This window comes from Kocuria rhizosphaericola (assembly GCF_044462205.1).
Classification (GTDB): Bacteria; Actinomycetota; Actinomycetes; order Actinomycetales; family Micrococcaceae; genus Kocuria; species Kocuria rhizosphaericola.
In genome coordinates this window covers 1-25,083 of sequence record NZ_JBISWK010000107.1, presented here as the reverse complement: position 1 = coordinate 25,083, position 25,083 = coordinate 1, and the positions used below count along the sequence as shown (strand labels likewise).

25 protein-coding genes and 1 pseudogene are annotated in these 25,083 nt (G+C 73.5%); 17 read left to right on the top strand and 9 right to left on the bottom strand.

The window, feature by feature from the left end:
• Nucleotides 1-78 precede the first annotated feature (78 nt).
• Nucleotides 79-288, top strand: a complete 210-nt coding sequence (locus ACH9D2_RS11005) for a D-alanyl-D-alanine carboxypeptidase family protein (RefSeq protein WP_396362873.1) — start codon at nucleotides 79-81, stop codon at nucleotides 286-288.
• A 46-nt stretch (nucleotides 289-334) separates the two neighbouring features.
• Here the strand turns inward: ACH9D2_RS11005 and ACH9D2_RS11000 are convergent.
• Nucleotides 335-514, bottom strand: a pseudogene (locus ACH9D2_RS11000) (two-component system response regulator); the annotation flags it as partial.
• Nucleotides 515-782: 268 nt separating this feature from the next.
• On the opposite strand from ACH9D2_RS11000, the gene ACH9D2_RS10995 reads away from it, so the two are divergent.
• Both ACH9D2_RS10995 and ACH9D2_RS10990 read left to right on the top strand, forming a co-directional pair.
• Nucleotides 783-1,430 (top strand): hypothetical protein, encoded by a 648-nt coding sequence (locus tag ACH9D2_RS10995; protein ID WP_396362872.1) that lies wholly within the window; start codon nucleotides 783-785, stop codon nucleotides 1,428-1,430.
• A gap of 22 nt (nucleotides 1,431-1,452) precedes the next feature.
• Complete coding sequence (locus tag ACH9D2_RS10990) at nucleotides 1,453-3,642, top strand: L,D-transpeptidase family protein (protein ID WP_396362871.1); 2,190 nt, start codon at nucleotides 1,453-1,455, stop codon at nucleotides 3,640-3,642.
• 68 nt (nucleotides 3,643-3,710) lie between these two features.
• On the opposite strand, the gene ACH9D2_RS10985 is transcribed toward ACH9D2_RS10990, so the two are convergent.
• Together ACH9D2_RS10985 and ACH9D2_RS10980 are read right to left on the bottom strand one after the other, a co-directional pair.
• Entirely contained in the window at nucleotides 3,711-4,313 is a 603-nt protein-coding gene (locus ACH9D2_RS10985; protein ID WP_396362870.1) for a TIGR03085 family metal-binding protein, read from the bottom strand.
• 103 nt (nucleotides 4,314-4,416) lie between these two features.
• Nucleotides 4,417-4,872, bottom strand: a complete 456-nt coding sequence (locus ACH9D2_RS10980; protein ID WP_396362869.1) for a DUF3817 domain-containing protein — start codon at nucleotides 4,870-4,872, stop codon at nucleotides 4,417-4,419.
• A gap of 332 nt (nucleotides 4,873-5,204) precedes the next feature.
• On the opposite strand from ACH9D2_RS10980, the gene ACH9D2_RS10975 reads away from it, so the two are divergent.
• From ACH9D2_RS10975 to ACH9D2_RS10955, 5 genes are all read left to right on the top strand, one after another.
• A complete protein-coding gene (locus tag ACH9D2_RS10975; RefSeq protein ID WP_396362868.1) occupies nucleotides 5,205-5,996 on the top strand; it encodes a DeoR/GlpR family DNA-binding transcription regulator in 792 nt (263 codons plus the stop codon).
• On the top strand, nucleotides 5,993-6,967 hold the full coding sequence (locus ACH9D2_RS10970; RefSeq protein WP_396362867.1) for a hexose kinase: 975 nt from the start codon (nucleotides 5,993-5,995) through the stop codon (nucleotides 6,965-6,967). Before ACH9D2_RS10975 ends, ACH9D2_RS10970 begins: the two co-directional genes overlap by 4 nt.
• Before the next feature lie 123 nt (nucleotides 6,968-7,090).
• Nucleotides 7,091-9,232, top strand: a complete 2,142-nt coding sequence (locus ACH9D2_RS10965; RefSeq protein WP_396362866.1) for a PTS fructose transporter subunit IIABC — start codon at nucleotides 7,091-7,093, stop codon at nucleotides 9,230-9,232.
• A gap of 49 nt (nucleotides 9,233-9,281) precedes the next feature.
• A complete protein-coding gene (gene ptsP, locus ACH9D2_RS10960; protein ID WP_396362865.1) occupies nucleotides 9,282-10,982 on the top strand; it encodes a phosphoenolpyruvate--protein phosphotransferase in 1,701 nt (566 codons plus the stop codon).
• Nucleotides 10,983-11,062: 80 nt separating this feature from the next.
• The gene (locus ACH9D2_RS10955; protein ID WP_396362864.1) at nucleotides 11,063-11,341 is read left to right on the top strand and encodes an HPr family phosphocarrier protein; all 279 of its coding nucleotides are present in this window, start codon (nucleotides 11,063-11,065) and stop codon (nucleotides 11,339-11,341) included.
• A 425-nt stretch (nucleotides 11,342-11,766) separates the two neighbouring features.
• Here the strand turns inward: ACH9D2_RS10955 and ACH9D2_RS10950 are convergent, their stop codons facing one another.
• Nucleotides 11,767-12,141, bottom strand: coding sequence for a hypothetical protein (locus tag ACH9D2_RS10950; protein ID WP_396362863.1), 375 nt, complete (start codon nucleotides 12,139-12,141; stop codon nucleotides 11,767-11,769).
• Between the two features lie 298 nt (nucleotides 12,142-12,439).
• Here ACH9D2_RS10950 and ACH9D2_RS10945 point away from each other — a divergent pair, with 298 nt between their 5' ends.
• Both ACH9D2_RS10945 and ACH9D2_RS10940 read left to right on the top strand, forming a co-directional pair.
• Nucleotides 12,440-13,522 (top strand): peptidoglycan bridge formation glycyltransferase FemA/FemB family protein, encoded by a 1,083-nt coding sequence (locus ACH9D2_RS10945; protein WP_396362862.1) that lies wholly within the window; start codon nucleotides 12,440-12,442, stop codon nucleotides 13,520-13,522.
• A gap of 60 nt (nucleotides 13,523-13,582) precedes the next feature.
• A complete protein-coding gene (locus ACH9D2_RS10940) occupies nucleotides 13,583-15,541 on the top strand; it encodes a threonine/serine exporter family protein (RefSeq protein WP_396362861.1) in 1,959 nt (652 codons plus the stop codon).
• 14 nt (nucleotides 15,542-15,555) lie between these two features.
• Here ACH9D2_RS10940 and ACH9D2_RS10935 read toward each other — a convergent pair whose 3' ends face one another.
• On the bottom strand, nucleotides 15,556-17,325 hold the full coding sequence (locus ACH9D2_RS10935; RefSeq protein ID WP_396362860.1) for an HNH endonuclease signature motif containing protein: 1,770 nt from the start codon (nucleotides 17,323-17,325) through the stop codon (nucleotides 15,556-15,558).
• 525 nt (nucleotides 17,326-17,850) lie between these two features.
• Nucleotides 17,851-18,159, bottom strand: a complete 309-nt coding sequence (locus ACH9D2_RS10930; protein WP_396362859.1) for a hypothetical protein — start codon at nucleotides 18,157-18,159, stop codon at nucleotides 17,851-17,853.
• A 371-nt stretch (nucleotides 18,160-18,530) separates the two neighbouring features.
• On the opposite strand from ACH9D2_RS10930, the gene ACH9D2_RS10925 reads away from it, so the two are divergent.
• Entirely contained in the window at nucleotides 18,531-19,073 is a 543-nt protein-coding gene (locus ACH9D2_RS10925; RefSeq protein ID WP_396362858.1) for a dihydrofolate reductase family protein, read from the top strand.
• Between the two features lie 187 nt (nucleotides 19,074-19,260).
• Complete coding sequence (locus ACH9D2_RS10920) at nucleotides 19,261-19,431, top strand: hypothetical protein (RefSeq protein ID WP_396362857.1); 171 nt, start codon at nucleotides 19,261-19,263, stop codon at nucleotides 19,429-19,431.
• 155 nt (nucleotides 19,432-19,586) lie between these two features.
• Here the strand turns inward: ACH9D2_RS10920 and ACH9D2_RS10915 are convergent, their stop codons facing one another.
• Genes ACH9D2_RS10915 through ACH9D2_RS10905 form a run of 3 tightly spaced genes read right to left on the bottom strand, consistent with a single transcriptional unit; the run spans nucleotide 19,587 to nucleotide 22,387 of the window.
• Complete coding sequence (locus tag ACH9D2_RS10915; protein WP_396362856.1) at nucleotides 19,587-20,477, bottom strand: SIP domain-containing protein; 891 nt, start codon at nucleotides 20,475-20,477, stop codon at nucleotides 19,587-19,589.
• 37 nt (nucleotides 20,478-20,514) lie between these two features.
• A complete protein-coding gene (locus ACH9D2_RS10910; protein WP_396362855.1) occupies nucleotides 20,515-21,192 on the bottom strand; it encodes a uracil-DNA glycosylase in 678 nt (225 codons plus the stop codon).
• A 52-nt stretch (nucleotides 21,193-21,244) separates the two neighbouring features.
• On the bottom strand, nucleotides 21,245-22,387 hold the full coding sequence (locus tag ACH9D2_RS10905; RefSeq protein WP_396362854.1) for a YhjD/YihY/BrkB family envelope integrity protein: 1,143 nt from the start codon (nucleotides 22,385-22,387) through the stop codon (nucleotides 21,245-21,247).
• A gap of 111 nt (nucleotides 22,388-22,498) precedes the next feature.
• Between ACH9D2_RS10905 and ACH9D2_RS10900 the strand changes: the two genes are divergently transcribed.
• The 5 genes from ACH9D2_RS10900 to ACH9D2_RS10880 all read left to right on the top strand — a co-directional run.
• Nucleotides 22,499-23,206: an SDR family oxidoreductase gene (locus ACH9D2_RS10900; protein WP_396362853.1), complete on the top strand. Its 708-nt coding sequence runs from the start codon at nucleotides 22,499-22,501 to the stop codon at nucleotides 23,204-23,206.
• Between the two features lie 14 nt (nucleotides 23,207-23,220).
• Nucleotides 23,221-23,568 (top strand): DUF3263 domain-containing protein, encoded by a 348-nt coding sequence (locus tag ACH9D2_RS10895; protein ID WP_396362852.1) that lies wholly within the window; start codon nucleotides 23,221-23,223, stop codon nucleotides 23,566-23,568.
• Entirely contained in the window at nucleotides 23,565-23,783 is a 219-nt protein-coding gene (locus ACH9D2_RS10890) for a hypothetical protein (RefSeq protein WP_396362850.1), read from the top strand. The genes ACH9D2_RS10895 and ACH9D2_RS10890 overlap by 4 nt, the downstream gene beginning before the upstream one ends.
• A 108-nt stretch (nucleotides 23,784-23,891) precedes the next feature.
• Nucleotides 23,892-24,491 (top strand): GNAT family N-acetyltransferase, encoded by a 600-nt coding sequence (locus tag ACH9D2_RS10885; protein ID WP_396362849.1) that lies wholly within the window; start codon nucleotides 23,892-23,894, stop codon nucleotides 24,489-24,491.
• 250 nt (nucleotides 24,492-24,741) lie between these two features.
• A partial coding sequence (locus ACH9D2_RS10880) for a TCP-1/cpn60 chaperonin family protein (RefSeq protein WP_396362848.1) occupies nucleotides 24,742-25,083 on the top strand: 342 nt, incomplete at its 3' end.

Sequence of the window (25,083 nt, the reverse complement as noted above, 5' to 3'; positions counted from 1 at the left end):
AGCCCTCAAACGTCGGCTGAGCAACGTCGTCTACCGCACCATGCTCAAGGACCTGACGGCCAACAAACCGGCCCTCCCTTGACACAGAGGCCCTACGAAAGCCGCGTCCAGCAGCACGGTCAGGAGACCGCCGACACCGTCGCCGCCCGTCCGGGCCACAGCGAGCACCGGACGGGCCTCGCCGTGGGCGCCCGCTGGGCCGAACTGGAGCCCGAGCCGTGGCTGACCCTCGAGGAGTACGCCGGGCTGGGCCCGGGCGCTCCGGCCGGCGGCAGCCGTCGGCCGTGAGGACGAAAGCGAGGCCGTCCCAGGCATCGACGTGCTCGACCCGTCCGGTGGCCGGGTCCCGGCGGGCGGAGGACGCGGTGACGAACGCGCCGGTGTGGGGCAGCGGCTCCTGCGGCACCACGGCGACCCGGGCGAAGGCGTTGCGCTGGTCGTCGAACTGGGCGGCGCCCACGAGCGTCGCCCGCACCGAGGCGGCGATCAGCGCCGCCGGGATGTCCTTGCCCATCGCCTCGGCCACGTGCAGCAGCAGCTGCTCGTCTCGCCTGAGGCGGATCAGCAGCCGCCAGACCTCCGCCGCCGCGCTCCAGGAGTCGCTCTCGGTCCGCCCCTGCCCCTGAGGCCGCGGCACCGCGCGCCACACGGTGTCATTCAAGTCACAAAAGCAAATGGCGCGTGTAGCGTGACCCCCAACGACCGGCACCGCGCCGCCGCTCATCCGGAGGCGGCGCGGTGCCGGTCGGTCCCCCCCCAGGACCGTGTCGAGGAGTCCCCCCATGGCAGTTCCCTTCCCACCCACGCCCGCCGGCCGGTTCGGGCCCGTCTGCGCGGCACTGCTCGTCGTCGCGCTGGCAGGCTGCGCCGGGGATCCGGGGGCGGGCACCACTACCGCTCCCGGCACCAGCCCGTCGGCGGCCTCGGCCGCCGGGGGAACCACCTCCGCACAGACCGGGACCGCTGCACCGGCGACACCGGACGCCAGCTCCGCCCCGTCGGGCAACGACGTGGCCCCCTACGACGACACCTCCACCCGGGACGCCGCCGGATCCTTCGGCACGACCCAGCGCCTCGACGGCTCCCTCGAGGCCGTGGTGGAGGGCCCCCGTCCCGCCACCACCGGTGAGCGTCCCGTCCGGGCCGCCCCCGGCACCCCGGTGCAGGTCTTCACATTGACTCTCACCAACACCGGCAGCACCCCGGTCGACGCCGTGCCCTGGTCCTTCCCGGTCGCCGTCGCCGGCGGGGAGCCGGCGGTTCCCGTCTTCGACGAGTCCCTGGGCGTGCCGATGGAGACCTTCCCGACCATCGCCCCCGGGGAGAGCGCCTCCCTCGACGTCGCCTTCTCCGCGGCGCACGGCACCGAGCTGGCCGTTCGCGTCTTCGCCACCACCACCCCCGATCACTACGTCGAGTTCACCGACTGAACGCCCAGCAAGGGACCCCCTCATGAAGATCTCAGCTCTGCGCATCCCCGCCGCGGTCGCGGCCTGCTTCGCGGTCGTCATCGCCGGCGCCCCGGGGGCGTCCGCGGCGCCGTCCGCTCCCGCCCCCGGTGTCTCGGCCGCTCCGACGGCGCCGTCCGCTCCTGCCGCTGGCGCCGTCGCGGCGACCGTGCGGCTCGACCCGGTGGACGACGAGTCCACCGTGACCGACGGCGGAACCGCGCTCGTCGACGTCCTGGCCAACGACGGTCTCGACGAGCCCGCGGCGGTCCGGCTCCTGCTCGTGGACCCCTCGGCCGACGAGCTCGTCGACGAGCTGCGCACGGACCTCGGATCCCTGCGCGTGGTGTCCCCGGACGATGAGCCCGGGTCCCTGCCCGAGGGCTGGGAGGTCCCCGGCCACCCGGTCCTCGCCCTGACGCCTGCTGCCGAGCAGCCGGCCGACGCCCCCTCGGTGGAGGTGGCCTACGGCGTGGTGGACGCCGCGGGTGCCGCCGCCCGTGCCGTGCTCACGCTCGCCCCCGACCTCGAGGGCCGGGCGACGGCCCCGGCGGACCCGACGGCTTCTGCTGAGCCGACGGATCCGGCCGAGCCGACGGATCCGGCCGAGCCGACGCGCTCGGCCGAGCCGACGGCTGAGGACTCCGCAGGGGCGGATCCCGCCGAGGCGCAGCCGGCCGCACCGGAGGCCGGCGCGCAGGACGCCGCGGCCGCCGCCGCGGAGGACGTGGACGTGCCCGCCGAGGTCCGGCAGGCGCTGGAGGCCGCCGCGGCCCGCGCGGCCGCCCGCACCGGGGGGCCGATCGCCGGGATGCGCCCCTGGAAGGGCGGCTGGGAGTGGCCGCACGAGAGGGGGGTGGTCCTGTGGTCCGAGGCGCACGGCGCGCACTTCGTGCAGCTGCGGGGCGCGATCGGCCACCGGTGGATCCTCGCCGGCGGGGTGGACGCCCTGGGCTGGCCGGTCGAGGACGAGACCTGCGGGCTGGCCGGCAGCGGGTGCCGGCAGTCCTTCTCGAGCAACCGCACGATCTTCTGGAGCTCCTCCACCGGGGCGCGGACCGTGAACATGCGGGGCGCCATCGGCCACAAGTGGATCCGCGGCGGACGCGAGGCCGGGGCCTACGGGTACCCCACCACTGACGAGGTCTGCGGGTCGTCCGGCGGGTGCCGGCAGTCCTTCTCGGGAAACCGCACGATCTTCTGGAGCTCCTCCACCGGGGCGCGGACGGTGAACACCCGGGGCGCCATCGGCCACAAGTGGATCCGCGGCGGACGCGAGGCCGGGGCCTACGGGTACCCCACGACCGACGAGATCTGCGGGCTGGCTGCCGGCGGGTGCCGGCAGTCCTTCACCAAGGCCCACACGATCTACTGGAGCCCCTCCACCGGGGCCCGGGCGGTCAAGACGAACGGCGCCATCGGGCAGCGGTGGATCGCCACGGGACGCGAGCGCGGGTCGCTCGGTTACCCCGTCACGGACGAGATCGGGACCGGCAGTGTCCACCAGAAGTTCCAGCGGGGACTCGTGACCTGGAGCCGCGCCACTGGGGCCCGGACGCACCTGTTCCGCGGTGAGTGCCACCACCTCAACACGGGACGCTCCGTGCAGCCGACCCGCAACGCGGCACGGGTGTCCCTGACCATCGCCGAGGGCTACGGGCGCTCCCAGGCCACCTTCGTCAACTGCGTGCGGATCGGCGGCAGCTACGTCGAGGAGTGGCGGACGTCGGCCTACGTGGGCGCCAGCGGGTTCAAGCGGCCGGGGGTGCCCTCGGGGCACACGCAGTACCTGTTCTCGCCGCAGGGCTCGTACTCGGTCACGGAGTCCTTCGGGGTCTACAACCCGGGCACCGCGCTGCCCTACCGGCAGCTGAACCCGAACTCGCGGTGGGGCGGGCGCCTGGGCACGCTCTACAACAAGTACTTCGAGTCCACCGGCTACACCTGGCCCGACGAGAACATGTGGTACTTCTCGCTCTCCGGCGACTACCGGCTGGGCGTGGTGATCAACTACAACCGCCCGCCCGACTCGCCCATCGTCCAGGGCAACGGCTTCGCGATCTTCCTGCACGCGAACAAGAAGCCCACGGCAGGGTGCATCGCCCTGCACGAGCACGAGGTCGCCCGGTACATGCGCACCGCGCGGCCCGGTGACCGGATCATCATGGGTGTCCGGGCCGACCTGTTCCGCTGACCGCCCGGGAACGCAGGGAGGGGACCGCGCCGTGCGCGGTCCCCTCCCTGCGTCCGTGCGGGCACGGACTACTCGACGGTCAGCTCCACCTTGGCCTGCTCGCGGCGGCCGAAGGCCCACAGCAGCAGCTCGCTCGGCGCGGCGCGCAGCACGCGCACGGTCCCCGTCCTGCCACGACCGCCGCGCACGGCGCCGTAGGACGGGGCGATGAGCACCACGGTGTCCTCCTCGTCCTTGAGCATGACCTTGGCCATCAGGGTCAGGGACCGCCACAGGGTCTGCTCCTCGTCGTGCAGCAGCGGGCGCTCGTGCCACTGGGGCTGGGCACGGCGGACGTCCTCGTGGTGGACGAAGTACTCCACGGTGTTCAGCCGCTTGTCCACCGGACCCAGCCGTGCGGGCGAGTACAGCGGAGGGTGCTCCACCTTCCGCACGAGCTCCTCCCACGGCTGGCCGGCGACGGTCTGCTCGGCGCGGCGGACGCGCTCGCCCAGCACGGGCACCCGCGGCAGCACCCTGCCGGCGAGGATGTCCGGGCGCCCGCCGCGCAGGACGAGGTGCACGGCGAGGTCGCGGGTCCTCCAGCCCTCGCACAGGGTGGGGGCGTCGGGGCCCAGTCGGCGCAGGAGCGCGGCGAGGTGCCGGCGCTCGACGTTGGCGAAATTGGTCACGGAGATCCTCCTCGTGGCGCCGCCGTCGGTCGGCGGGGCCGTCCTGACGACCACGCTATACCGGGCCCGTGGTCGCCAGGAACCGGCGCGGCGCGCGCCGGGATCAGCCGCGGGGGACGGGCGGGCCCAGGTAGAGGAGCACCGAGGCGAGGCCCGCGACGACGACCACGCCGGCCGCCACCGCCAGCCACGGGCTGCGGAGGGACCAGGCCTCGAGTCTCTCCAGCACCGTGGTGGGACCGTCGCCGCCGGGGGCCAGGCGCCAGCCGCCGTCGAGCCGGCCCGAGCGCTGCGCGCGGCGCTCGAAGGGGATCGTGGCGTACGGGACGAAGGCGCTCGCCAGGCCCAGCACCCCGAAGCCCGCGGACCACCGCTGGTCGACCCAGACGAAGCAGGTCACCACGCAGTACCCCAGGAACACGAGCCCGTGCAGCATGCCGAAGACGGGCACGAAGGCCTCCGAGACCCCCGTGTACTTCAGGACCATGCCGAGGATCAGCAGCGTCCAGGTCACCGCCTCCGCGAGGGCGAAGCGTCCGTAGAGCTCACGGGGTGTCATGGGGAGTGCTCTCCTGCATCTCTGAGGCGTCGTCGGTGGCGTCGTTGGTGGCGTCGTCGGGGACGCGGGCGCCGCGAACCGGCTCGCGGGGAACGCCTCGTGCGCGACCCGCGCCACGATGCGGCGGCCCTCCACCACCAGGATGATAGCCGCGTCCCGGAGGGCGGAGGGACGGTGCGCGACGACGAGGTCGGACCCCGGCACCGGCCGCGCCACCGAATGTGGCTCTTCGTGAAGTGGGTCACCACAACCCCTGGTAAAACCACACGAACTCACATAAACTCAAGGGAACGCAATGACAGTCCAACGTTTTCGTCCGTGAGGTGCACGCCATGTTCGCAGAAGAACGCCAGGCCGAGATCGCCGAACTGGTGGTCACCACCCGCCGGGTCAACGGCGCGGACCTGGCGCGCCGCTTCGACGTCACCATGGAGACGGTCCGCCGCGACCTCGCGGCCCTCGAGGCCGCGGGCAGGCTCCGCAGGGTGCACGGGGGCGCAGTCTCCGCGGACCAGTCGACGTCCGACGAGAAGGCCATCGCGTCCCGCAAGCACCTGAACACCCCGGAGAAGCGGCGGATCGCGCAGGCGGCGTTCGACCTCCTGCGCACCAGCGGGGCGGGGGCCGTCGTGCTCGACGCCGGCAGCACCGTCGAGGCCCTGGCCGACCTCATCGTCCGCACCGACTCCACGCTGCCGGACGGGCAGGAGCAGCTCATCATCACCCACGCCCTGCACATCGCCGCCAAGCTCGCCGACGCCACGGGCATCGGGCTCGAGCTCGTCGGCGGGCGGGTCCGCAAGCTCACCTGGGCCGCCGCCGGCGGACGGGCCGCGGAGCACTACACGCGGCTGCGCCCGGACCTCGCGTTCGTGGGCTGCAACGGGCTCCACGCCGCGTTCGGGCTGAGCACCCCGGACCCCATCGAAGCGGTCGTCAAGACCGCCATCATCCAGACCTCCCGGCGGGTCGTGGTCCTCTGCGACTCCGCCAAGCACGATCAGGAGACCCTCATGCGCTTCGCGTCGCTCGACGAAGTCGACACGCTCATCACCGACCGGGCACCCGGTCCGGAGCTGGCCGCCGCCCTCGAGGAGGCCGACGTCGAGGTGGTGATCGCGTGATCCTCACCGTCACCCTCAACCCGTCCCTCGACCGCACGGTCGAGCTCCCGGCCCCGCTGCGCCGCGGCGCCGTCCAGCGCGCCGCCGGCGCGCGGCAGGACGCCGGTGGCAAGGGCGTGAACATCTCCCGGGCCCTGCGCGCGAGCGGAGTCCCGACCCTGGCCGTGCTGCCTGGCGATCCCGGCGACCCGCTGCTGACGGAGCTCGCCGCGGCCGAGGTCCCCTACGAGGCGGTGCCCGTCGGTGCCCCCATCCGCTCCAACGTCACGATCACCGAGCCGGACGGCACCACCACCAAGATCAACGCCCCGGGGGCACCGCTGGGCCCCGAGCACGTCGACGCCGTCGTCGAGCTCCTCGTGCACCGCGGGGCGGACGCCTCCTGGGTGGTCCTGGCCGGCTCCCTGCCGCCCGGCGCCCCCGAGGACGTCTACGCACGGATCGTCCGCCGCGTCCGGTCGGCCCTGGCGGAGCATTCGCCCCTGTTCGCCGTGGACACCTCCGGGGCGGCCCTGCGCGGCGCCACGTCCGGCGCCGACGCCCTGCCCGACCTCATCAAGCCCAACGGCGAGGAGCTCGCCGAGCTCGTGGGGACGGTCGACGGCGAACGGCTCGAGGCCGATCCCGACCTCGCGGCCGCGACCGCCGCCGCGCTCGTGGACCGCGGCCTGGGCGCGGTCCTCACCACCCTCGGGGCCGGCGGGGCGGTGCTCACCGTTCCGGAGGGCTCCTGGCACGCCGTCCACGATCCCGTGGCCGTGCGCTCCACCGTGGGCGCCGGCGACAGCTCGCTCTCGGGCTACCTCATCGCCCAGGAGCGCGGCGACGGGCCGCCGGAGTGCCTGCGGCAGGCCGTGGCCTCCGGGTCCGCGGCGGCCGCCCTGCCGGGCACCCGGGTGCCGGCCCTCTCCGGAACCACCCCGGAGGCGGTCACCGTGCGGGAGCTCTCCGCACGCGCCGTCGCCGACTGACCCGCCGCACCTCGTCCCGCTTCGTCCCACCTCGTCCCACCTCGTCCCACTTCGTCTCACCTCGTCCCACCGCATCTCATCCGAACCATCCGGGCACCGACCCGGCCGCGCAAGGAGAACACTGTGTCCGAGCTCATCACACCCGACCTGGTCTCGCTCGACCGAGACCTGGGCGGGGACAAGGAAACCGTCATCGGCCAGCTGGCCGCCCTGGTGCAGCGCACCGGGCGCGCCGAGCAGCTGGACGGGCTGCTGGCCGACGCCATCGCCCGCGAGAACAAGACCGCCACCGGCATCCCCGGCGGCATCGCGATCCCGCACTGCCGCTCCACCGCGGTGACCGAGCCGACCCTGGTCATGGCCCGGCTCGCCCAGGGCGTCCCCTGGGGCGCCAAGGACGGCCCCGCCGACATCGTCTTCTTCATCGCGGCGCCCGAGGGCGCCGACCAGACGCACCTGAAGCTGCTGGCCAAGCTCGCCCGCTCGCTGATGAAGAAGGACTTCGTGGCGGCCCTGCGCACCGCGCGGTCCGAGCAGGAGATCGTCCGGATCGTCGACGACGCCCTGGGTCTCGGCGGGACCGCCGAGACCGCACCCGCCGAGGGCGCCTCCGCGGCCGGCGCGGGGGCCGCCGGCGCCACGTCCGCCGCCGCGGTGCCCGCCTCGGTGGACGCCCGGTCCGACGACGGAGGCGCCGCGCCCGCCGCGCAGACCGCGGGCGACGCCGAGGGCGCCGGCCCGCACGCCGGCAAGCGGATCGTGGCCGTCACGGCCTGCCCCACCGGCATCGCCCACACCTACATGGCCGCGGACGGGCTGACCTACGCCGCCGAGGACATGGGGGTCGACCTGCAGGTCGAGACCCAGGGCTCCGCGGGCTTCACCAAGCTCGACCCCGCCACCATCGCCGCGGCGGACGCGGTGATCTTCGCGACCGACGTCGACGTCCGGGACCGCTCCCGGTTCGCCGGCAAGCCCTACGTCGCCTCGCCGGTCAAGCGCGGCATCGACGAGCCGAAGGTCATGATCGAGGAGGCACTCGCCAACGCGGGCAACCCCGACGCCCCGCGCGTGCAGGGCGGGACCGGCGCGGACGCCGAGCAGGGTGCGTCCACCGGCGGGAACGAGGGCTGGGGCACCCGCATCCGCAAGGCCGTGATGACCGGTGTCAGCTACATGATCCCGTTCGTGGCCGCGGGCGGACTGCTCATGGCCTTCGGGTTCATGGTGGCCGGCGCCGACATCGCCAACATCGCCGACGACGTGCTGACCGGCTCCACCGTATGGGACCTCGGCGAGTTCACCCTCGCCCAGTACATCGGCGCGGTCCTGTTCAAGATGGGCAACCTGGCGATGAGCCTGCTGGTGCCCGCCCTGGCCGGCTACATCGCCTACGGACTGAGCGACCGGCCGGGCATCGCTCCCGGCTTCGCGGCCGGCCTGGTCGCGAACTTCATGGGCGCCGGCTTCCTCGGCGGCATCGTGGGCGGCCTGCTGGCCGGTCTCGCCGCCTACTGGCTGGCGCAGCCCCGGCTGCCCCGCTGGCTGGGCTCCCTGATGCCTGTGGTGATCATCCCGCTGCTGGCCACGATCTTCGCCGCCGGTCTGCTGCTGCTGGTGCTGGGCGGCCCGATCGCCACGTTCATGGCCTGGCTGACCGAGTGGCTCAACGGCATGACGGGCGCGGGCGTCCTCGTCCTCGGCGCGATCCTCGGTCTCATGATGGGCGCCGATCTGGGCGGCCCGATCAACAAGGTGGCCTACACGTTCGCCGCAGCCGGTCTGGGCGCGGCGACCGCCGCCAACACCGCCCCGCAGGAGGTCATGGCCGCGGTCATGGCCGCCGGCATGGTGCCTCCGCTGGCCATGGCCCTCGCCTCGACGGTCGCCAAGCGCTACTTCACGATCGCCGAGCAGGAGAACGGCAAGGCGGCCTGGCTGCTGGGCCTGTCCTTCATCTCCGAGGGAGCCATCCCGTTCGCCGCGGCCGACCCCCTGCGCGTGCTGCTCTCGACCATGGCCGGCGGCGCGACCGCCGGTGCGCTGAGCATGGCCTTCGGCGTGACCCTGGCGGCCCCGCACGGCGGCGTGTGGGTCCTGCCCGTGATCGGCAACCCGCTGCTGTTCCTGCTGGCGGTCGTCGCCGGTACGGTGGTAACCGCAGTGCTCGTCATCGCCCTCAAGCACGTGGGCGGTGTGCACGGGAGGGTCGCGGACTCGTCGAGCCCGCGCGCCGGTGCGGCCACCGTCCCCGCGTCCGCCTGATCCCACCGGGCTCCCGTCCGGCAACGTCTCCCTTAGGAAGAGGAACACCATGCAGACACTGACAGGCGTGGGGGTGTGCGCGGGCCGCGTCATCGGCGAGCTCGTGAGCATGCCGGAGCCCGTCTCCGAGCCGGCCGCGGGGCTGGCGCTGCGGGACGAGGAGCCCGAGACGGCCGTGACCCGGCTGCAGACGGCCGCGGCCGCCGTCAAGGCGGATCTCAAGGGCCGCGCCGAGGTCGCCGTCGAGAAGGACGCCGCGGATGTGCTCAAGTCCACCGCCCTCATGGCCGGGGACAAGGCACTGCTGAAGAACGCCGCGAAGCTCATCACCGGGAAGGGGCTCGCTCCCGAGCGCGCCCTCTGGGAGGCCGCGAGCGACTACGCCGACCAGATGCGCGCCCTGGGCGGGTACATGGCAGAGCGGGCCGCGGACATCGAGGACGTCCGGGCGCGGCTCGTGTCCCAGCTGCAGGGGCTGCCCATGCCGGGCGTGCCGCAGCGGGACGTCCCGTTCGTGCTGACCGCCGAGGACCTGGCGCCCGCCGACACGGCGACCCTGGACCCCGAGATGGTCCTGGCGCTGGTCACTTCCGGCGGCGGGCCGCAGTCCCACACGGCCATCCTGGCCCGCAACCTCGGGCTGCCCGCGATCGTGGCGGCCCGGGGCGTCGAGGCGCTCGCGGACGGCACGCGCGTGTTCGTGGACGGGGCCACCGGAGAGATCCGCACGGAGCCCGGCGAGGAGGAGCAGGAGCTCGTGGAGGCCTGGGTCCGCAGCGCCTCGGCCCGCACCGCCTTCGAAGGCCGGGGCGTGCTCTCGGACGGCACCGAGGTGCCGCTGCTCGCCAACGTGGGCACCCCCGAGGACGCCCGCACGGCGGCCGCGGCCGGCGCCCAGGGCGTGGGCCTGCTGCGCACCGAGTTCTGCTTCCTGGGCCGGGACAAGGAGCCGTCCGTCGAGGAGCAGGTGGAGCAGTACACCGCCATCCTCGAGTCCTTCTCCGGCAAGAAGGTCGTGGTCCGCACCCTTGACGCCGGGGCGGACAAGCCCCTGCCCTTCCTCACCGACACCGCCGAGCCGAATCCGGCGCTCGGGGTTCGCGGCTTCCGCACGGACCGGTCGGTGCCGGGCGTGCTGGCGAGGCAGCTCGAGGCGATCGCGCTGGCCGAGAAGGCCACGGAGGCCGACGTGTGGGTCATGGCGCCGATGATCGCCACGACCTCCGAGGCCCGGGACTTCGCCGAGATGGCGAAGACCGCCGGCCTGCGCGTTCCCGGGGTCATGGTCGAGACGCCGTCCGCGGCCGTCACCGCCGACCAGATCCTGCGCCACGTCGAGTTCGTCTCCCTGGGCACCAACGACCTGACCCAGTACACGATGGCCGCGGACCGGATGATGGGCTCGCTCGCGGAGCTCAACAACCCGTGGCAGCCCGCCGTGCTGCGCATGATCCGGTACACCGTGGAGGGCGCCCGCCGGGCCGAGTCCGAGGGCGGCGGGCCGCGCAACGTGGGGGTCTGCGGTGAGGCCGCGGCGGATCCTGCGCTCGCCGTGGTGCTCGTGGGCCTCGGGGTGCACACCCTGTCCATGAGCCCCCGGGGACTGGCGCCGGTCGCGGCCGTGCTGCGCAGCGTCGACCTCGACACCGCCCGGGCCCTCGCCGAGCTCGCGATCGAGCAGCCCAGCGCGGAGGAGGCCTCCGCGGCCGTGCGGGCCGAGCTCGGCGTGCTCGCCGAGCTCGGGCTCTGACCCGCGCTCCGCACCGTTACGTCACACCCCAACCACCGGGGTCCGCCACCCAGGACCCCGCTACCCGAAGGAGAACCACCATGGCAGAACGCACCGCCACCATCGCCTCGTCCGTGGGCCTGCACGCCCGCCCCGCCGCGATCTTCGCCGAGGCGGCAGGGGAGTACGACCTCGAGATCACCATCGCCGCCGAGGGCGAGCCCGAGGACGAGGCCATGGACGCCTCGAGCGTGCTGTCGCTGATGTCCCTCGGCGCCGGCCAGGGGGACAAGGTCGTCCTCCGTGCCGACGGCGCCGGCGCCGAGGACGCGCTCGACGCGCTCGTGCAGATCCTCGAGACGGACCACGACGCCGAGTAGGACCGTCCCGCACCGTCCGGACACGGCGCCCGTCCACCGTTCGGTGGGCGGGCGCCGTGTCGTGCCCGGAAGTGCCTCACGGGCCTCTCACATGCGCCGACTACCGTGGAAGGGATGCCTGCCCACCCTGATGGAGGACCGATGACCGCCGACCGACGACTGCTCGACCACCGCCGCCGGCAGCCGGAGCAGGCCGTGCAGGCGCCGCGACGGGCGCTCATCGTGGGTACGGGCCGGGACCGGGGGGCCCTCGCGGCGGCGCGCGCGCTCGAGCGGGCGGGCTGGCACGTGGGCGTCGGCACCCCGGACGGGCCCGGCATGCTCGGTGCCACGCGAGCGGCCTCGGTCCGCCACGAGGTGCCGCGCCCGCGCGGGGACGGAGCCGGCTTCATCGACGGCGTCCGACGGGCGGTGGCGGAGGGGGACTACGACGTCGTCTTCGGCGCCGGCGACGACTGGATGGCCGCGGTCTCGGCGTACCGCCAGCACATCCCCGCGGCCGTGGCGCACCCGGGCCCCGACGTGGTCGCGGAGGCCCTCGACAAGGTCGGCCTCACGGACCGGGCGGCCTTCCGCGAGGTCACCGGGGTCACGGAGCGGGCCATCGCCCAGGCCAGCAGGCCGAGGACGACGTTGAGCACGCCCTGCGCCACGAGCCACGCGTCGAGCTCGGCGCTCGCCCCGAAGACGGCAGCGACCACGACGTCCCGGAGGAAGCCGAGGACGGTGGAGGCGGCGGTCAGCCCGGTCACGAGTACCGCGGCGCGGGCGATGCTCCACCGCCCGCCCGGTCCACCCACGGCTGCCGCCACCTCCCTGGTCCGGACCGCGCCTGGGATCGGGGCGGGCTCCCTCTGGTGCGAGACGCGGACCTGCCGGTGCGAACCGCTCGAACAGAATACACAGCGCGGCCCCCGGGACCGTCCCGGGACCAGGCTCCGGAGAGGCGTTCCCCGGGGCGCGGGCGCCGCCCGGCACGGCTCGGAAGCCGCTCAGGCCTGCGCGGTTAGACTGACCGGGGCCGGCCCCTGCCGGTGCACCGGTCCGCCGGCCGTCCGCGGCCGGCCGGCCCCGACGACCCCGACGATTGAGAGAGCCTTGCGAGAGTTCACCGCACGCTTCGCCACCGCCCAGGAGATCGCCGACTGGGACGCCCACGTCACGGCGAACCCCCACGGCGGCAACATGCTGCAGTCCGCGTCCTTCGCGGACGTCAAGGCGGACCACGGCTGGCGGCCCCTGCACCTCGTGCACGAGCCCGCCGACGGCGGGCAGGCCTCCTACAACCTGGTCCTCGAGAAGGCGGTCCCGGCCCTCGGCAAGCTCTGGTACATGATCAAGGGCCCCGACGTCGCCTCCGTCGACGACATCCCCGGGATCGCCGCGGCCAGCGCCCGGCTCGTGGCCGAGCAGCGGCTGCACGTCTTCGCGATCAAGATCGAGCCGGACGTCCCGGACTCCGACTACGCCCGGGGCGTGCTCGCGCGGGCCGGGCTGAAGAAGTCCTTCAACATCCAGCCCAACGACTCCACCGCCGTCCTGGACACCGACCGGGACGAGGAGGCCGTGCTGAAGTCCTTGCACTCCCGCGGGCGCAACGCCGTCCGGCGGGCCCTGCGGGAGGGCTGCACGGTCGAACGGGTCGAGCTCACCGAGCAGAACATGCGCCGGATGTATGCGCTCATGGACACCGTGGGGCAGGGGGACGCGAACGTGAACCTGCGCTCCTACGAGTACTACGCGAAGTTCTGGACGGCGTTCGAGCAGGCCGGTCAGGGCCGGCTGTACTTCACCTACGAGGACGGCGAGCCCTCCGTGGGCGCCTACGTCATCGCCTACGGGAACAAGGGCACCTACAAGGACGGCGGCTCGAAGCCCCGGCGCCGCCAGTACGGTGACTCCCACCTGCTGCAGTGGACCGCGATCACGGACCTCATGCGGGAGCACGGGATCGTCGAGTACGACTTCTGCGGCACGCCGCCGAGCGACCAGCTGAAGAACAAGGAGCACCCCTACTACGGGTTGGGCCTGTTCAAGACGAGCTTCACCAAGACCGTGGTCGACTTCGTGGGCGTCCACGACCAGGTCCTGAGCCCGGCCAAGTACGCGGTCTGGACCAACGTGGCCGAGAAGGTCCAGCGCCAGCTCTGGGTCCGCCGCACGGGCCAGCCCTTCTACTGACCCGGCCCCGACCGCCCGCCGGACCCCCCCGCTCCCGCGTCCCGGAAGGAGGAACACCGCGTGGTGACCGACCAGCGCGCCCCCCTGCGCCCGTTCGCCGCCTACCCCTCGTCGGACGGGGGTGAGGAGCCCGACGTCCACGTCGTGGAGCCGTTCGGGCCCGGCGGGGACACGACGCTCACGGGCGCCGCCCGACCGGTCGCGCGGCACGGTGCGGGACTGCCCGCGGTGCGCCCCACCGAGGCCCAGGCCCTCCACGCCCGGCGCCGTGCGGGGACCGCCGTGCCCGACGTGGTGCCCGACGCCCCGCAGGCGCTGCCCGTGCTCAGCACGAGCCAGATCCGCCGGCACGGGGACACCCCCGAACCGCAGCAGCGCCGGGAGCAGCTCTCCGCCGCCGAAACCGTGCCCCTCGCGGCGTCGGCCCGCCGGCGCCGCCGCACCGACACGGTCCCCGTCTCCCGCCCGGAGACGACGACGATCGGACCCCTCCCGGCCCCCGGCAAGAGCTCCGACCGGATGCAGCGGGGCGCCTATCCCTCCACCCGGGCGCAGGGGACCCGGCCCGGCGGGCGCTCCCGGCTGCGGTCCATCCTGCAGGGGGAGGCCGCCCCGACCGCCCCCATGCGCGTGGTGGAACGGCTCAACGCCTCGCCCTTCGCGAACCTGCGCCGGTTCGGGGAGTCCACCAGCCGGCAGGCCCGGCGCACCCTGAACTTCGCGCTGCGGCTCGCGGAGACGATGTTCCACTACGGCGCGGACGCCCTCGACGTCGAGAACGCCATCATCGCCGTGTGCGCCACCTACGGGGTCGAGAACGTCGAGGTGGACATCACCAACCAGGCCGTCACGATCAACTACGTCGCCGACGACGACGACCGTGCCGACGGCGAGGACACCCGCACCCGCGAGGACGTCTTCAACGATCCGGACACCAACAGCCACACCGTCATGCGGGTCGTGCGCTCCTGGACGGACAACTACGCGGGCCTGGCCGAGACGCACCAGCTCGTCGCGGACATCACGGGAGGAGAGATGCCCCGCGGCGAGGCGGAACGGCGCCTGGAGGCGATCAACGCCAAGCCCAAGCCCTATGCCCGGTGGATGGTGCGGGCCGCCACGACCGTCGCGGCGATGTCCATCACCGTCGGCATCGGGGGCGGCGTCCTGGGAGCGCTGGTCGCGGGTGTGTCCTCGGTGGTCAACCAGCTCGTGGCGCACCGGCTAGGGGTCTGGCGGATCCCCGAGTTCTTCACCCTGGCCGCTCAGTCCGGGATCCTCACCACACTGGCCCTGCTGCTGTCCTGGGCCGGTGTCGACCTGTCGCCGGCTCGGGTCATCGCGGGCGGGATCATCCTGCTCCTGCCCACCGCCCGCATGGTCTCCACCATGCAGGACGCGATCAACGGCTTCCCGGTCACGGCGGCCGGACGGCTGCTCTCCACGTCCATGGCGTTCCTCGGCCTCGTGGCCGGCATCGCGGGCGGCGTCTCGATCGCCGGCTACGTGGGCGTGCCCCGGTTCGACGTCTCGCAGAGCGCCTTCGACCCGGTGGGGCCGCTGACCAACTCCGTGTTCCTGCTGATCGCCACCGGGCTCATCGCGGTCACGATGCAGGCCAAGCCCCGCCATGTGCTCTCCACCGTGGTCGCCGCCCTCGGCGGCCTCGTGGTCTACCACACCGGCATGGCCATCGGTCTGGGCGCCCGCCTGGACACGGCGCTCGCGGCGGTCACCAGCGGGTGCGTGGCGACCGTGCTCGCGGCCCGGCAACGGATTCCCCAGCTGGTCCTGGCGATCCCCGCAATGACGTTCCTGCTGCCCGGGCTGTCCATCTTCCGCGGCATGTACACCATCACCGTGGAGACGGACACCTACGGCCCCGGGATCGTGGGGCTCGTGAACGCGATGGCCTCGATCGTGGCCCTGGCCTCCGGGGTGGTGCTCGGCAAGTACCTCATGCGCCCCTTCGTGGGACACCTCAACGGCACCAGCTCACGGCGCAACCGGCGCCGCTGACCTGCCGATCGGGGTCAGAACGGGGGCGGGTCGTCGTGGGGCCGGACGTCGGAGGGCGCCGGGCCGCGGAATGCCCACGAGTCCTCGGGCGGCGGTGGGACGGTCGCTGGCGGGCCGGTCGGTCGTCGCTCGGGCGGTGGCGGGGCGTCGATGGGCAGGCTGTCGAGGATCCGCAGCGGTGAGAGCACGGGATGGTGGTGCTCCTGGGGGTAGGTCACGTGGACGCGTCCTGCCGGCGAGGTCCATTCCAGGACGCCCTCCCGGGCTCGCGTGTCGCGGTGTCGGACCCGCCACCGCCCGAGCGGCCCGTGCCGGTGCTTGAGGACGTGGTGGTGGCGGCACAGGTGGGCGAGGTTGCCTGCGGCGGTCGGCCCGCCGTCGACCCAGGCCACGGTGTGGTCGAGGTCGCAGTGCTCGGCCCGGCGCCGGCATCCGGGGAACCGGCAGGTCCCGTCCCTCGCTCGGAGCCGGCGCTTGAGGTCGGCCGGCACGGCGTAGGTGGTGCGGTCGTGATCCAGGACCGTGCCGGTGACCGGGTGCGTCAGAACCCTCGACCAGGATCCCGCGCCGGCGGCGATCCGCTCGGCCACGCTCACCGGGATCGGCCCGTAGCCGGCCAGCTCCGCGCATCCCGAGGTCCCAGCGAGCGCCCCGCCACCGGCCGGCTCGCCGTCGTTCGGCGGCCGGCCGGGGAGCTTGCCTCGGGTCGGTGGCCGGCCGGAGATCCCGCCGTCGTTCGGTCGCCGGCCGGGGAGCCTGCCGCGGGATGGCTGTGCGCTGCGCTCCAACAGGGCGAGCACGGGCACGGTGACCGTGACCTGCCCGCGGATCCCGCGCAGGTGCTCGGGCATCCGGGCGGGCTCCCCGTCCAGCAGCAGCGAAGCGAGCACGTCCGCGCGCAGCTGCCCGATCGTGCGCGCTCCGTCCTCCCCGTGGCCCTGGCCCCAGCCGTCGCCGAGGTCGGTTCCGTCGCCCTGGTGGTCACCGGCACACTCCGGCACGTCGGGTGACGGGCTGTGCGGGTCCACACGGGCGGCGATGGACGTGAGACGGGCATGGACGGCGTGGGCGGTGGCCGCGTCCAGGAGAGCGCACAGGCGCGCCATGCCGTCCGCCTCGGGCTCTATCCACACCGTGCGTCCCCGGTGGGCCGCCCGGTGGCGATCCTCCTCGGACCCGGCCAGCAGCCTCGCCCGCCGCCGCCGGGCCAGCGCCCGCAGCTGCGCCGCGGTGACCGCCGGCGCCGCCCCCAGCAGCTCGTCCACGACGTCGGCCACGGCCTCGCCCGGTGTCCACTGCTCGAGCGGCCGGCAGGCATCACCCACCACGTCCCGCCACAGGTCCACGATCACCTCGGCCTGCCGCAGGGCGATCGCCCCGGACTCGAGGGCCTCGAGGACCCGAGGCAGGAACTCGGCCAGCAGGATCGCATTCTCCACCCGCCGCACCGCCGTGCCCGCCGGTAGCCGCAGGGCCGGGCCGATCTCGTCGGCCACGTCCAGCGCAGTGCGCTTCTCCGGCTCCGGAGGGCGCTGCCCGGAACCCCGGGTGCGCTCGTCAGACCGGCGCGCCCGGGCCGTCCGCCGCCGCTCGTGGGCCTGCTCCTGCAGCTGCCACATCCGGTGGATCCCCCGCAACTGCCGGCCCGCGGCCCGGGCCTCCGCCCGGGCGTCCTCGATCAGCTCCGCCACGGCACAGGCGTACTCCCGGTCGATCCCGGCCACGGCCGTGTCCTCGCGGAGAGACTCCTCCAGGATCCACGGCCGGCCGGCGGTGATGGTCATGCTCCATGGTCCCCACCGGGTCGGACACCACAAGGGCTGATCGCGGAGTCCCGCCTCGCCCGGCCGAGGTCCGTCTCGCCCGGCCGAGGTCCGTCTCGCCCGGCCGCGGTCCGTCTCGGCCGGGCACGGGTCCGGTGGGACGAGCGGTGTGTCGTGAATCCGTCGATCCGGTCGAAGGTGGCTTGTCCGCGGGCGACTTCGTCGAGGACCTCGTCGGCGGGTCCGGGCCGGACCGAGGGCTCCGGGTTGTCGATCCCGTGGGAGGCCCAGCAGCGGCTCCGGGTGTCGAGTTCGGCGACTGAGACGAAGCTGGTGCCGGTCGGGGCTTCGCAGCTTCGGGGGCTTCGCTGATGAGCACGGAGAACCATCGCTCGGCGAGGTCGAGCCATGACGAGCCGCCGGGGTGAAGTGCAGGTGCCGGCGGCGGTGTGTCCTGTGGGCCGGCCAGCCACGGACGGGTCAGCCCTCGTGGGCCGGCCAGCCACGGACGGGTCAGCCCTCGTGGGCCGGCCAGCCACGGACGGGTCAGCCCTCGTGAGCCGACAGGTCGTCCAGGATGACGTGCACCTCCATGCCGGGGTCGACGCGCATGTCGACCCAGCGGAAGAACGCCGGCACGTCACGGCCGGCCTGGGAGCGGCGGGCGTCGTGCAGCACCGCCCGGGAGCCCACGCTCAGCACGGCGAACGGCTCCAGGGCGGCGCTTCTCCTGTGCTCGTGGATCGTCGTCCCGCCCCGGCCCGGTCCCGTCGGCCGGGTGCGGTCCGGAGTCCGCATCCGGGTCTTCTCGTCGAAGCAGAACACCGCTGCGTCCGCCGGCGGGTTCCTGTGCATGCCGGCTGCGACACGCAGCTTCGACTCGCGGCTCGGGTCTGTGGACGGCTTGACGGTCTCCACCTTCCACGGCCGGTCCGCCGTGCCTGCCGTGTCCGGGCCACCATGCGCCTGCCGATCCCGGGCCCGGGCCGTCATCGACCTCGTCGCCCAGCACGCAGGGCCGTCCTTGTCCGGGACACCGTCCGTGGCCCACAACGACGTCCTGGCCCGGCCCGCCTCCCGAACCGGCGCGGTGTGCGAACGAGCAAGCCGCTCCAGCTCAGCCCGCCGGCCTCGCGTCATCTCCGGAGCCCCAGCCGGAGCCGCCATATCAGATCACTGTTCAAGCGGCACATCACCGTGTCACCCGTCGGCGGTACTCTCGTGAAATGGGACGCCTCCGGTACTCCATCAACGTCACGTTGGACGGGTGCTGCGATCATCGTGCAATCCCCGCGGACGAAGAACTGCATCGGCACGCGGCCGAGAACCTCGACCAGGCCGATGCCCTTCTCCTCGGCCGGGTGACGTACGACATGATGGAATCAGCGTGGCGGTCGCCGGCGGGAGCGCGACCTGATGGGACGGAACCCTTCGCCCGGACGATCGACGCGGCAAGGAAGTACGTGGTGTCGAGCACCCTGGAGCAGGTCGGCTGGAACGCGGAACTCGTGCGGGGGGATCTGGGCGAGGCCGTTCGGCAACTCAAGCGGGAGTCGGGCAAGGGACTGCTCGTGGGAGGCGTGAAGCTCCCCCTCGCATTGACGGAGCTGGGACTGATCGACGAGTACGAGTTCGTGGTGCATCCCAGGCTCGCGGGCCACGGGCCGACGTTGTTCGCGGGGCTGTCGAAGCATGTCGACTTGACGCTCGTGGGCCGGCTGGAGCTCGGCTCGGGTGCAGTGGCGATGCGGTACGAGCCGAGAAGATAGGCATCGGGCCGGCCGGCCCGAACGGGCCCCGTCATGGAGCCCTGGACCACGGCTCCTGCGTGGCCCCTCGCAGCGGTTCCGTCCGCCGCGGCCCACCACAGCGCCTTGGCCCGGCGGACCTCCCGAGCCGGGTTTCGGTGCGGTGCGCAGCCGCCTCCGGTTCGCGGACGATGCCGAGGAACTTCTCGTGGGCACCAACTGCGGAGTGCGGGATGCACCGGTGCCGCGGCTGTTCTCCCAGCACGTCACCGACACCGGCTGCCCCGTGGAGGAGGGCGGACGCCTGGTCGGGCTCCGCGCACGGTCCGGGCAGCACCACCTCGATCGCCGTCCGCACCGGGACGGGCTCGGACCGTGAGGCCAGGAGCACCTGGTGCGGGGGCATCCCGGTGCAGGTCGACCGGGTGGTCCGGGCCTGGACCGCGTCGGCTTCATCCCGCAGCAGCTGGGCCCCGTCATGGGAGCCGTTTCTCGGCATCCCCGGCCGGATCGACCACCACTCGGGGATCCGGATCAGATGATCTTCCCGACCGGGAGCTTCTTCTCCGACTGGAACACGTCCTCGGTGCGGCCCTGCGCCCAGTAGCCGGACAGCGAGACCTGGTCCCGCTCCAGCCGGCGGCGGGTGAACAGCTCCTCGCGCAGGGCCTTCATCAGCTCTCGCTCGCCGTGGGCGAAGACCTGCACCCCCTCCGGGGCCGTGGGCCAGCCGGCCTCTCGCACGGCCCGCACCAGGGCCGGGTCCTCCCCGGGCCCGACGTCCGCACGGAACACCCAGCGCACCGCCATCCCGGCCGGTCCGGAGACCGGCTGGACGTCGCGGGGCGAGTCCACCTCCAGGAGCACCTCGCCCTGCGCCGATGCGGGAAGGGCCTCCAGGACGGCGAGCGCGGCGGGGACCGCGGCGTCGTCAGCGGCGATCAGGGTCCACGCGGCGTTCGGGGAGGGCATCCACTTGCCGCCCGGGCCCAGGGCGATGATGCGGTCCCCGGGCTCGGCGCGGGCCGCCCAGGGGCCGGCGAAGCCCTCGTCGCCGTGCAGCACGAAGTCCATCCACAGCTCGTTCCGCTCGGGCACGTACCGGCGGATCGTGAGGTGGCGGGTGACGGGCTGCCGGTCACCCGGCAGGGTCTCCTTGAGCTCCCAGTAGTCCGGGTTCCGTCCGGGCGCCGTGCCCGGGTCCTCCGCGCCCGGCTGTGCCGTGCCGAGGTCCTCCGTGCCGGGGTGGAGGAAGACGAGCTTGACGTACTTCTCCGGCGGGTCGATGTCCGCGTAGCGCTCGGGCTCGTCGAGGCCCAGGACCACCCGGACCATCGACGGGGACAGCTGCTCACGGGAGCGCACCGTCAGGTTCAGCTGCGGCTTGCGCGGTCTCGCGGGCCTGACACCGGGGGTCGTCGTCATGTCGCCCACCCTAACGGAGGCCTGCCGGACGCCGGGGTCACAGCTGCCAGTCGACCGGCTCCGCTCCCTGCTGCTCCAGGAGCTGGTTGGTGCGGGAGAACGGCCGGGAGCCGAAGAAGCCCCGGGACGCGGACAGCGGGGACGGGTGCGCGGACTCGACCGTGGGGAAGCCGTCCAGCCACGCGGCGGTGCTGCGGGCGTCGCGTCCCCATAGGATGGCCACGAGCGGGGTCCCACGGGCGGCGAGGACCTGGATGGCGCGCTCCGTGACGGCCTCCCAGCCCTTGCCGCGGTGGGAGGCGGGAGCGCCCTCGCGCACGGTGAGGACGCGGTTCAAAAGCATCACGCCCTGCCGCGACCACGCCGAGAGGTCCCCGTGCTCGGGCGGGTCGATGCCGACGTCCTCCCGCAGCTCCTTGTAGATGTTCTGCAGGGAGCGCGGCACGGGGCGCACGTGGGGCTGGACAGAGAAGGACAGTCCCATGGCGTGGCCGGGCGTGGGGTAGGGGTCCTGGCCGACGACCAGCACCCTGACCTGCTCCAGCGGGTCCTGGAACGCACGCAGGACCGCCGCGCCCTCCGGGAGCGTGCGGTGCCCGTCCGCGTGCTCCTCGCGCAGGAACCGGCCCATCTGCCGGATCCGCGGTTCCACGGGGGCGAGGGCCTCCGCCCAGTCGGGGGCCATGATCCTGTCCAGGGGCTGGGGCTCGCTCACGGTGCTCCTCGGTGCGGGTCTCGGTGCGGTTGCGGGTGTGCCGGGCACCACTCTAGGCCGGGCTCGCACCGTCCCCGGCCGGGGCGTCCTCCCGGTGGCCGGTGTCCCGCCGGTCGGTGTTCCCGTGGTCGGTGCCCCGCCGGCCGGGGCCGGAGTGCCGGCGGCGCAGCGCGCGGCCCTCCTCGACCAGCTCCTCCTCCTTCGACTGCAGCTTCCGGACGCCCCGGAGGTCCCGCGGTGGCAGCCGCAGGTTCTCCTCGGCCTCGATCCCCGCCTGGAGCTGGCGGCCGCGCTCGATCTCGGCGTTGAGCTCGGCCCCGGCGAGCAGCACGATGTTCATGATCCACGTCCACAGCAGCAGGACGATCACGCCGCCGATGGCGCCGTAGGTGGCGTTGTAGTTGTTGAAGTTGGACACGTAGAAGCTGAATCCGGTGGTCGCCGCGGCCATGACCAGAATGGCGACCACCGAGCCGATGCTGAGCCACCGGAACCTCGGCTGCCGGACGTTCGGCGTGGCGTAGTAGAGCAGGGCGATCATGAGGACGAGCAGCATCAGCAGGACCGGGATCCGGGCGGCGTGCCAGAGCTGGAGGGCCGCCCCGCCCAGCCCGATCAGCCCGCCGATCCTCTCGGCGACCGGCCCGGAGAGCAACAGGAGCAGCATCATGCCCACCACGAGGACCACCAGGGACAGGGTCACGCCGATCATGAAGGGGTAGAGCTTCCAGACGGGGCGCCCCTCCTCGACCTCGTAGATCCGGTTCATGGACCGCCCGAAGGCCCGGACGTAGCCCGAGGCCGTCCAGAGGGCACCGGCCAGACCGGTGACCAGCGCCAGGCCCGCGGCCGGGAAGGCCGTGAGCTCGCCGATCGGCCCCTCGAGCACGGCCACGGCCCCCTCAGGGGCACCGAACTCGTCCAGCAGGCGCAGCAGGGTCCTGGTGGTCGCCTCGGCCTGGCCGACGACACCGAGCGTCGACACCACCGTGAGCAGCCCCGGGAAGATGGAGAGCACGGCGAAGAACGTCATCACCGCCGCGGAGTCCGTGCACGCGTCGCGGCGGAACTCGTGGACCGACCGGCGCAGGATGTAGCCCCACGCGGGCCACGTGATCTGCGTCGGGGACGAGGGTTTCTCCGCACTGTCCGGGTCCGCCCCGGGATCTCCCGTGGGCTGGGGGTCGGCTGCCATGGCGCTCCTCCGCGTGATCGGCTGCGGGCCAGGATACCGGGGTGGTCGCCGTCCCGGCCCGTTCCGTCCGGAGGCGGGCGGGACCGGCGGCGGACTGGCTAGAGTGGGCGCATGAGCGCTTCCCCCACCGAGACCCGACCCCTCGCCGTCGTCACCGGGGCCACCGGAGGCATCGGCCGCGCGTGCGTGGTGGACCTCGCCCGCGACCACGACGTCCTGGCGCTGGGCCGCGACGCCGGCCGGCTGGCCGAGCTCGCAGGCCTCCCGCACGTCACCGTCCGCGCCGCCGACCTGACCGACGTCGCGGCCCTGCCGGCCGTGGTGGCTGATCTGGACCGGGTCGACGTCCTCGTGCACTCGGCGGCCGTCGCGGGGCGCACCACCGTGGAGGCAGCCTCCGTGGCGGACTGGCGGGCGCAGCTCGAGCTCAACGTGGTGGTCCCCGCGGAGCTGACCCGGCTCCTGCTGCCCGCCCTGCGGGCAGCCCGGGGCAAGGTCGTGTTCCTCAACTCCGGCTCGGGACTCACCGCCCACGCCGGGGACGCCGTCTACGCGGCCTCGAAGTTCGCCCTGCGCGCGCTCGCCGACTCGCTCCGCCAGGAGGTCGAGGGCGACGGGATCGTGGTCAGCTCGGTGCACCCCGGTCCCGTCGACACGCAGATGCAGCGCGACATCCAGGCGAGACTGGGCAATGAGTACGTCCCGGAGCGCTACATCCGCCCGGAGTCCGTGGCCGCGGCGGTGCGCGCCGTCGTCGACGCGGGCGAGGACGCGCAGCTGACGAGCGTCTCCGTGCGGCCCCGGGCCGCGTCGCGGTGACCGGCGAGGACACCGTGCCCGGGGACGCCCTGCCCGACGACGACGCACCCGGCGCGGAGCCGGTGCCGGAAGGGGAGGCCGCGTCCGACCCGTCGCCGGACGAGGAGACGGTCGGGGAATCCGACGGGACGCCGGACGCCGACGCCACCGGCCTGGACGCGGTCGACCGCGAGATCCTGGCGCTCGAGAACCTGCAGTGGAAGTACCAGGGGGCGAAGGAGATGGAGATCCGCCGCCGCCTGAACCTCTCGCCCACCCACTACTACCAGCGGCTCAACGTCCTGATCGACACCCGCGCCGCCCTCGAGCACGACCCGATGCTCGTGGCGCGGCTGCGCCGGCAGCGAGGAGACCAGGGATGACCCAGTACCCGCACGACGAGTTCGACGACGTCCCCGAGCACGGACCCCGCCAGGGTGCCCACCGCGGCCTCCGGCCGACCGTCCGCGTGGGCACCCGGGAGCTCACCGCCATCGTCCTGGCCGGCGTGCTGACCCTCGGGGTCGGGGTGTTCTCGTTCCTCAACGCCCCCGGCGACGCCGCCCCGGCGCCGGGAACCACGTCCCCGGCCCCCTGACCCGCTCCGGCCCCACCCGGCCCCTGCCTCCGCTCACCCCCGACAGCACTGCCCCCGACGACACCGACCCACCCGACGAGACCCCCGACGACACCGGAAGGAACCGCCGTGCAGATCGAAGGAAGCAGAGTCCGCCTCCGCGACTGGACCGAGGAGGACCTCGCGGCCTACGAGTCCTGGATCATGCCGCCCGCGGACGGCGGCGAGCACGAGTGGCAGCGCACGGACGGCCCGTTCTACCCGAACTTCACCGCCGAGGGCGCGCAGCGCTGGCTGGGCACCCTCCGCGAGCGCGTGGCGGCGGGGGACTGGCCGGATCCCCGCGAGACGATGGTCATCGCCGATGCCGCCGACGACCGGTTCATCGGGCAGGTGTCCTGGTACTGGTCGGAGAAGCCCACCGAGGATCCCGGAGACGGCACGCACCTGCTGCCGCTGCGCTCCCTCGGCATCACCGTGTACTCCCCGGAGCACTGGAGCGGCGGCTACGGCACCGAGGCCATGCGGCTGTGGATCGACCACCTCTTCGCCCGCTCCGACTCCCACCGCCTCGACCTCGAGACGTGGAGCGGCAACGTGGGCATGTGCCGCGTCGCGGTGAAGCTGGGCTTCACGGAGGAGGCGCGGATCCGCCGGGCCCGCAAGGTCCGCGGCGAGTACTACGACCGCATGGTCTACGGCGTGCTCCGCGAGGAGTGGCAGGGCTGAGCGGAATCGGCTCAGGGGTTTGCACTCTCCGAGGACGAGTGCCAAGATTGCGATTAGCACTCAGTCGTGTGGACTGCTAATGGATCGGTCCCCGGCCCGACCCGGGCAGCCACCGGCACAGGAGTGACACCTCAACCACCACGGTGAGGTGCCGCGCGGCGTCGGGAAGAGTCCGCCGTCGTGCGCGCCGTCCGTCGCGGGCACCGTGGAGGTCGACCGTTTGTCTACCGTCCAGGAGGGACGAAGTCACATGGCAAAGATGATTGCTTTCGACGAAGAGGCACGCCGCGGTCTCGAGCGGGGTCTGAACACCCTGGCCGACGCCGTCAAGGTCACCCTCGGCCCGCGCGGCCGCAACGTGGTCCTCGAGAAGGCCTGGGGCGCCCCCACGATCACCAACGACGGCGTGTCCATCGCCAAGGAGATCGAGCTCGACGAGCCGTTCGAGAAGATCGGCGCCGAGCTCGTCAAGGAGGTCGCCAAGAAGACCGACGACATCGCCGGCGACGGCACCACCACCGCCACCGTGCTGGCCCAGGCGCTCGTCAAGGAGGGCCTGCGCAACGTGGCCGCCGGCGCCGACCCGCTGAGC

Excerpts from the sequence above, each read along its gene's own strand:
- ACH9D2_RS10890 (WP_396362850.1), top strand. The coding sequence starts at position 23,565 with ATGACCCAGTACCCGCACGACGAGTTCGACGACGTCCCCGAGCACGGA.
- ACH9D2_RS10955 (WP_396362864.1), top strand. The coding sequence starts at position 11,063 with ATGGCAGAACGCACCGCCACCATCGCCTCGTCCGTGGGCCTGCACGCC.
- ACH9D2_RS10995 (WP_396362872.1), top strand. The coding sequence starts at position 783 with ATGGCAGTTCCCTTCCCACCCACGCCCGCCGGCCGGTTCGGGCCCGTC.
- ACH9D2_RS10975 (WP_396362868.1), top strand. The coding sequence starts at position 5,205 with ATGTTCGCAGAAGAACGCCAGGCCGAGATCGCCGAACTGGTGGTCACC.
- ACH9D2_RS10990 (WP_396362871.1), top strand. The coding sequence starts at position 1,453 with ATGAAGATCTCAGCTCTGCGCATCCCCGCCGCGGTCGCGGCCTGCTTC.
- ACH9D2_RS10930 (WP_396362859.1), bottom strand. The coding sequence starts at position 18,159 with ATGCACAGGAACCCGCCGGCGGACGCAGCGGTGTTCTGCTTCGACGAG.
- ACH9D2_RS10905 (WP_396362854.1), bottom strand. The coding sequence starts at position 22,387 with ATGGCAGCCGACCCCCAGCCCACGGGAGATCCCGGGGCGGACCCGGAC.
- ACH9D2_RS10900 (WP_396362853.1), top strand. The coding sequence starts at position 22,499 with ATGAGCGCTTCCCCCACCGAGACCCGACCCCTCGCCGTCGTCACCGGG.
- ptsP (WP_396362865.1), top strand. The coding sequence starts at position 9,282 with ATGCAGACACTGACAGGCGTGGGGGTGTGCGCGGGCCGCGTCATCGGC.
- ACH9D2_RS10925 (WP_396362858.1), top strand. The coding sequence starts at position 18,531 with ATGGGACGCCTCCGGTACTCCATCAACGTCACGTTGGACGGGTGCTGC.
- ACH9D2_RS10935 (WP_396362860.1), bottom strand. The coding sequence starts at position 17,325 with ATGACCATCACCGCCGGCCGGCCGTGGATCCTGGAGGAGTCTCTCCGC.
- ACH9D2_RS10915 (WP_396362856.1), bottom strand. The coding sequence starts at position 20,477 with ATGACGACGACCCCCGGTGTCAGGCCCGCGAGACCGCGCAAGCCGCAG.
- ACH9D2_RS10980 (WP_396362869.1), bottom strand. The coding sequence starts at position 4,872 with ATGACACCCCGTGAGCTCTACGGACGCTTCGCCCTCGCGGAGGCGGTG.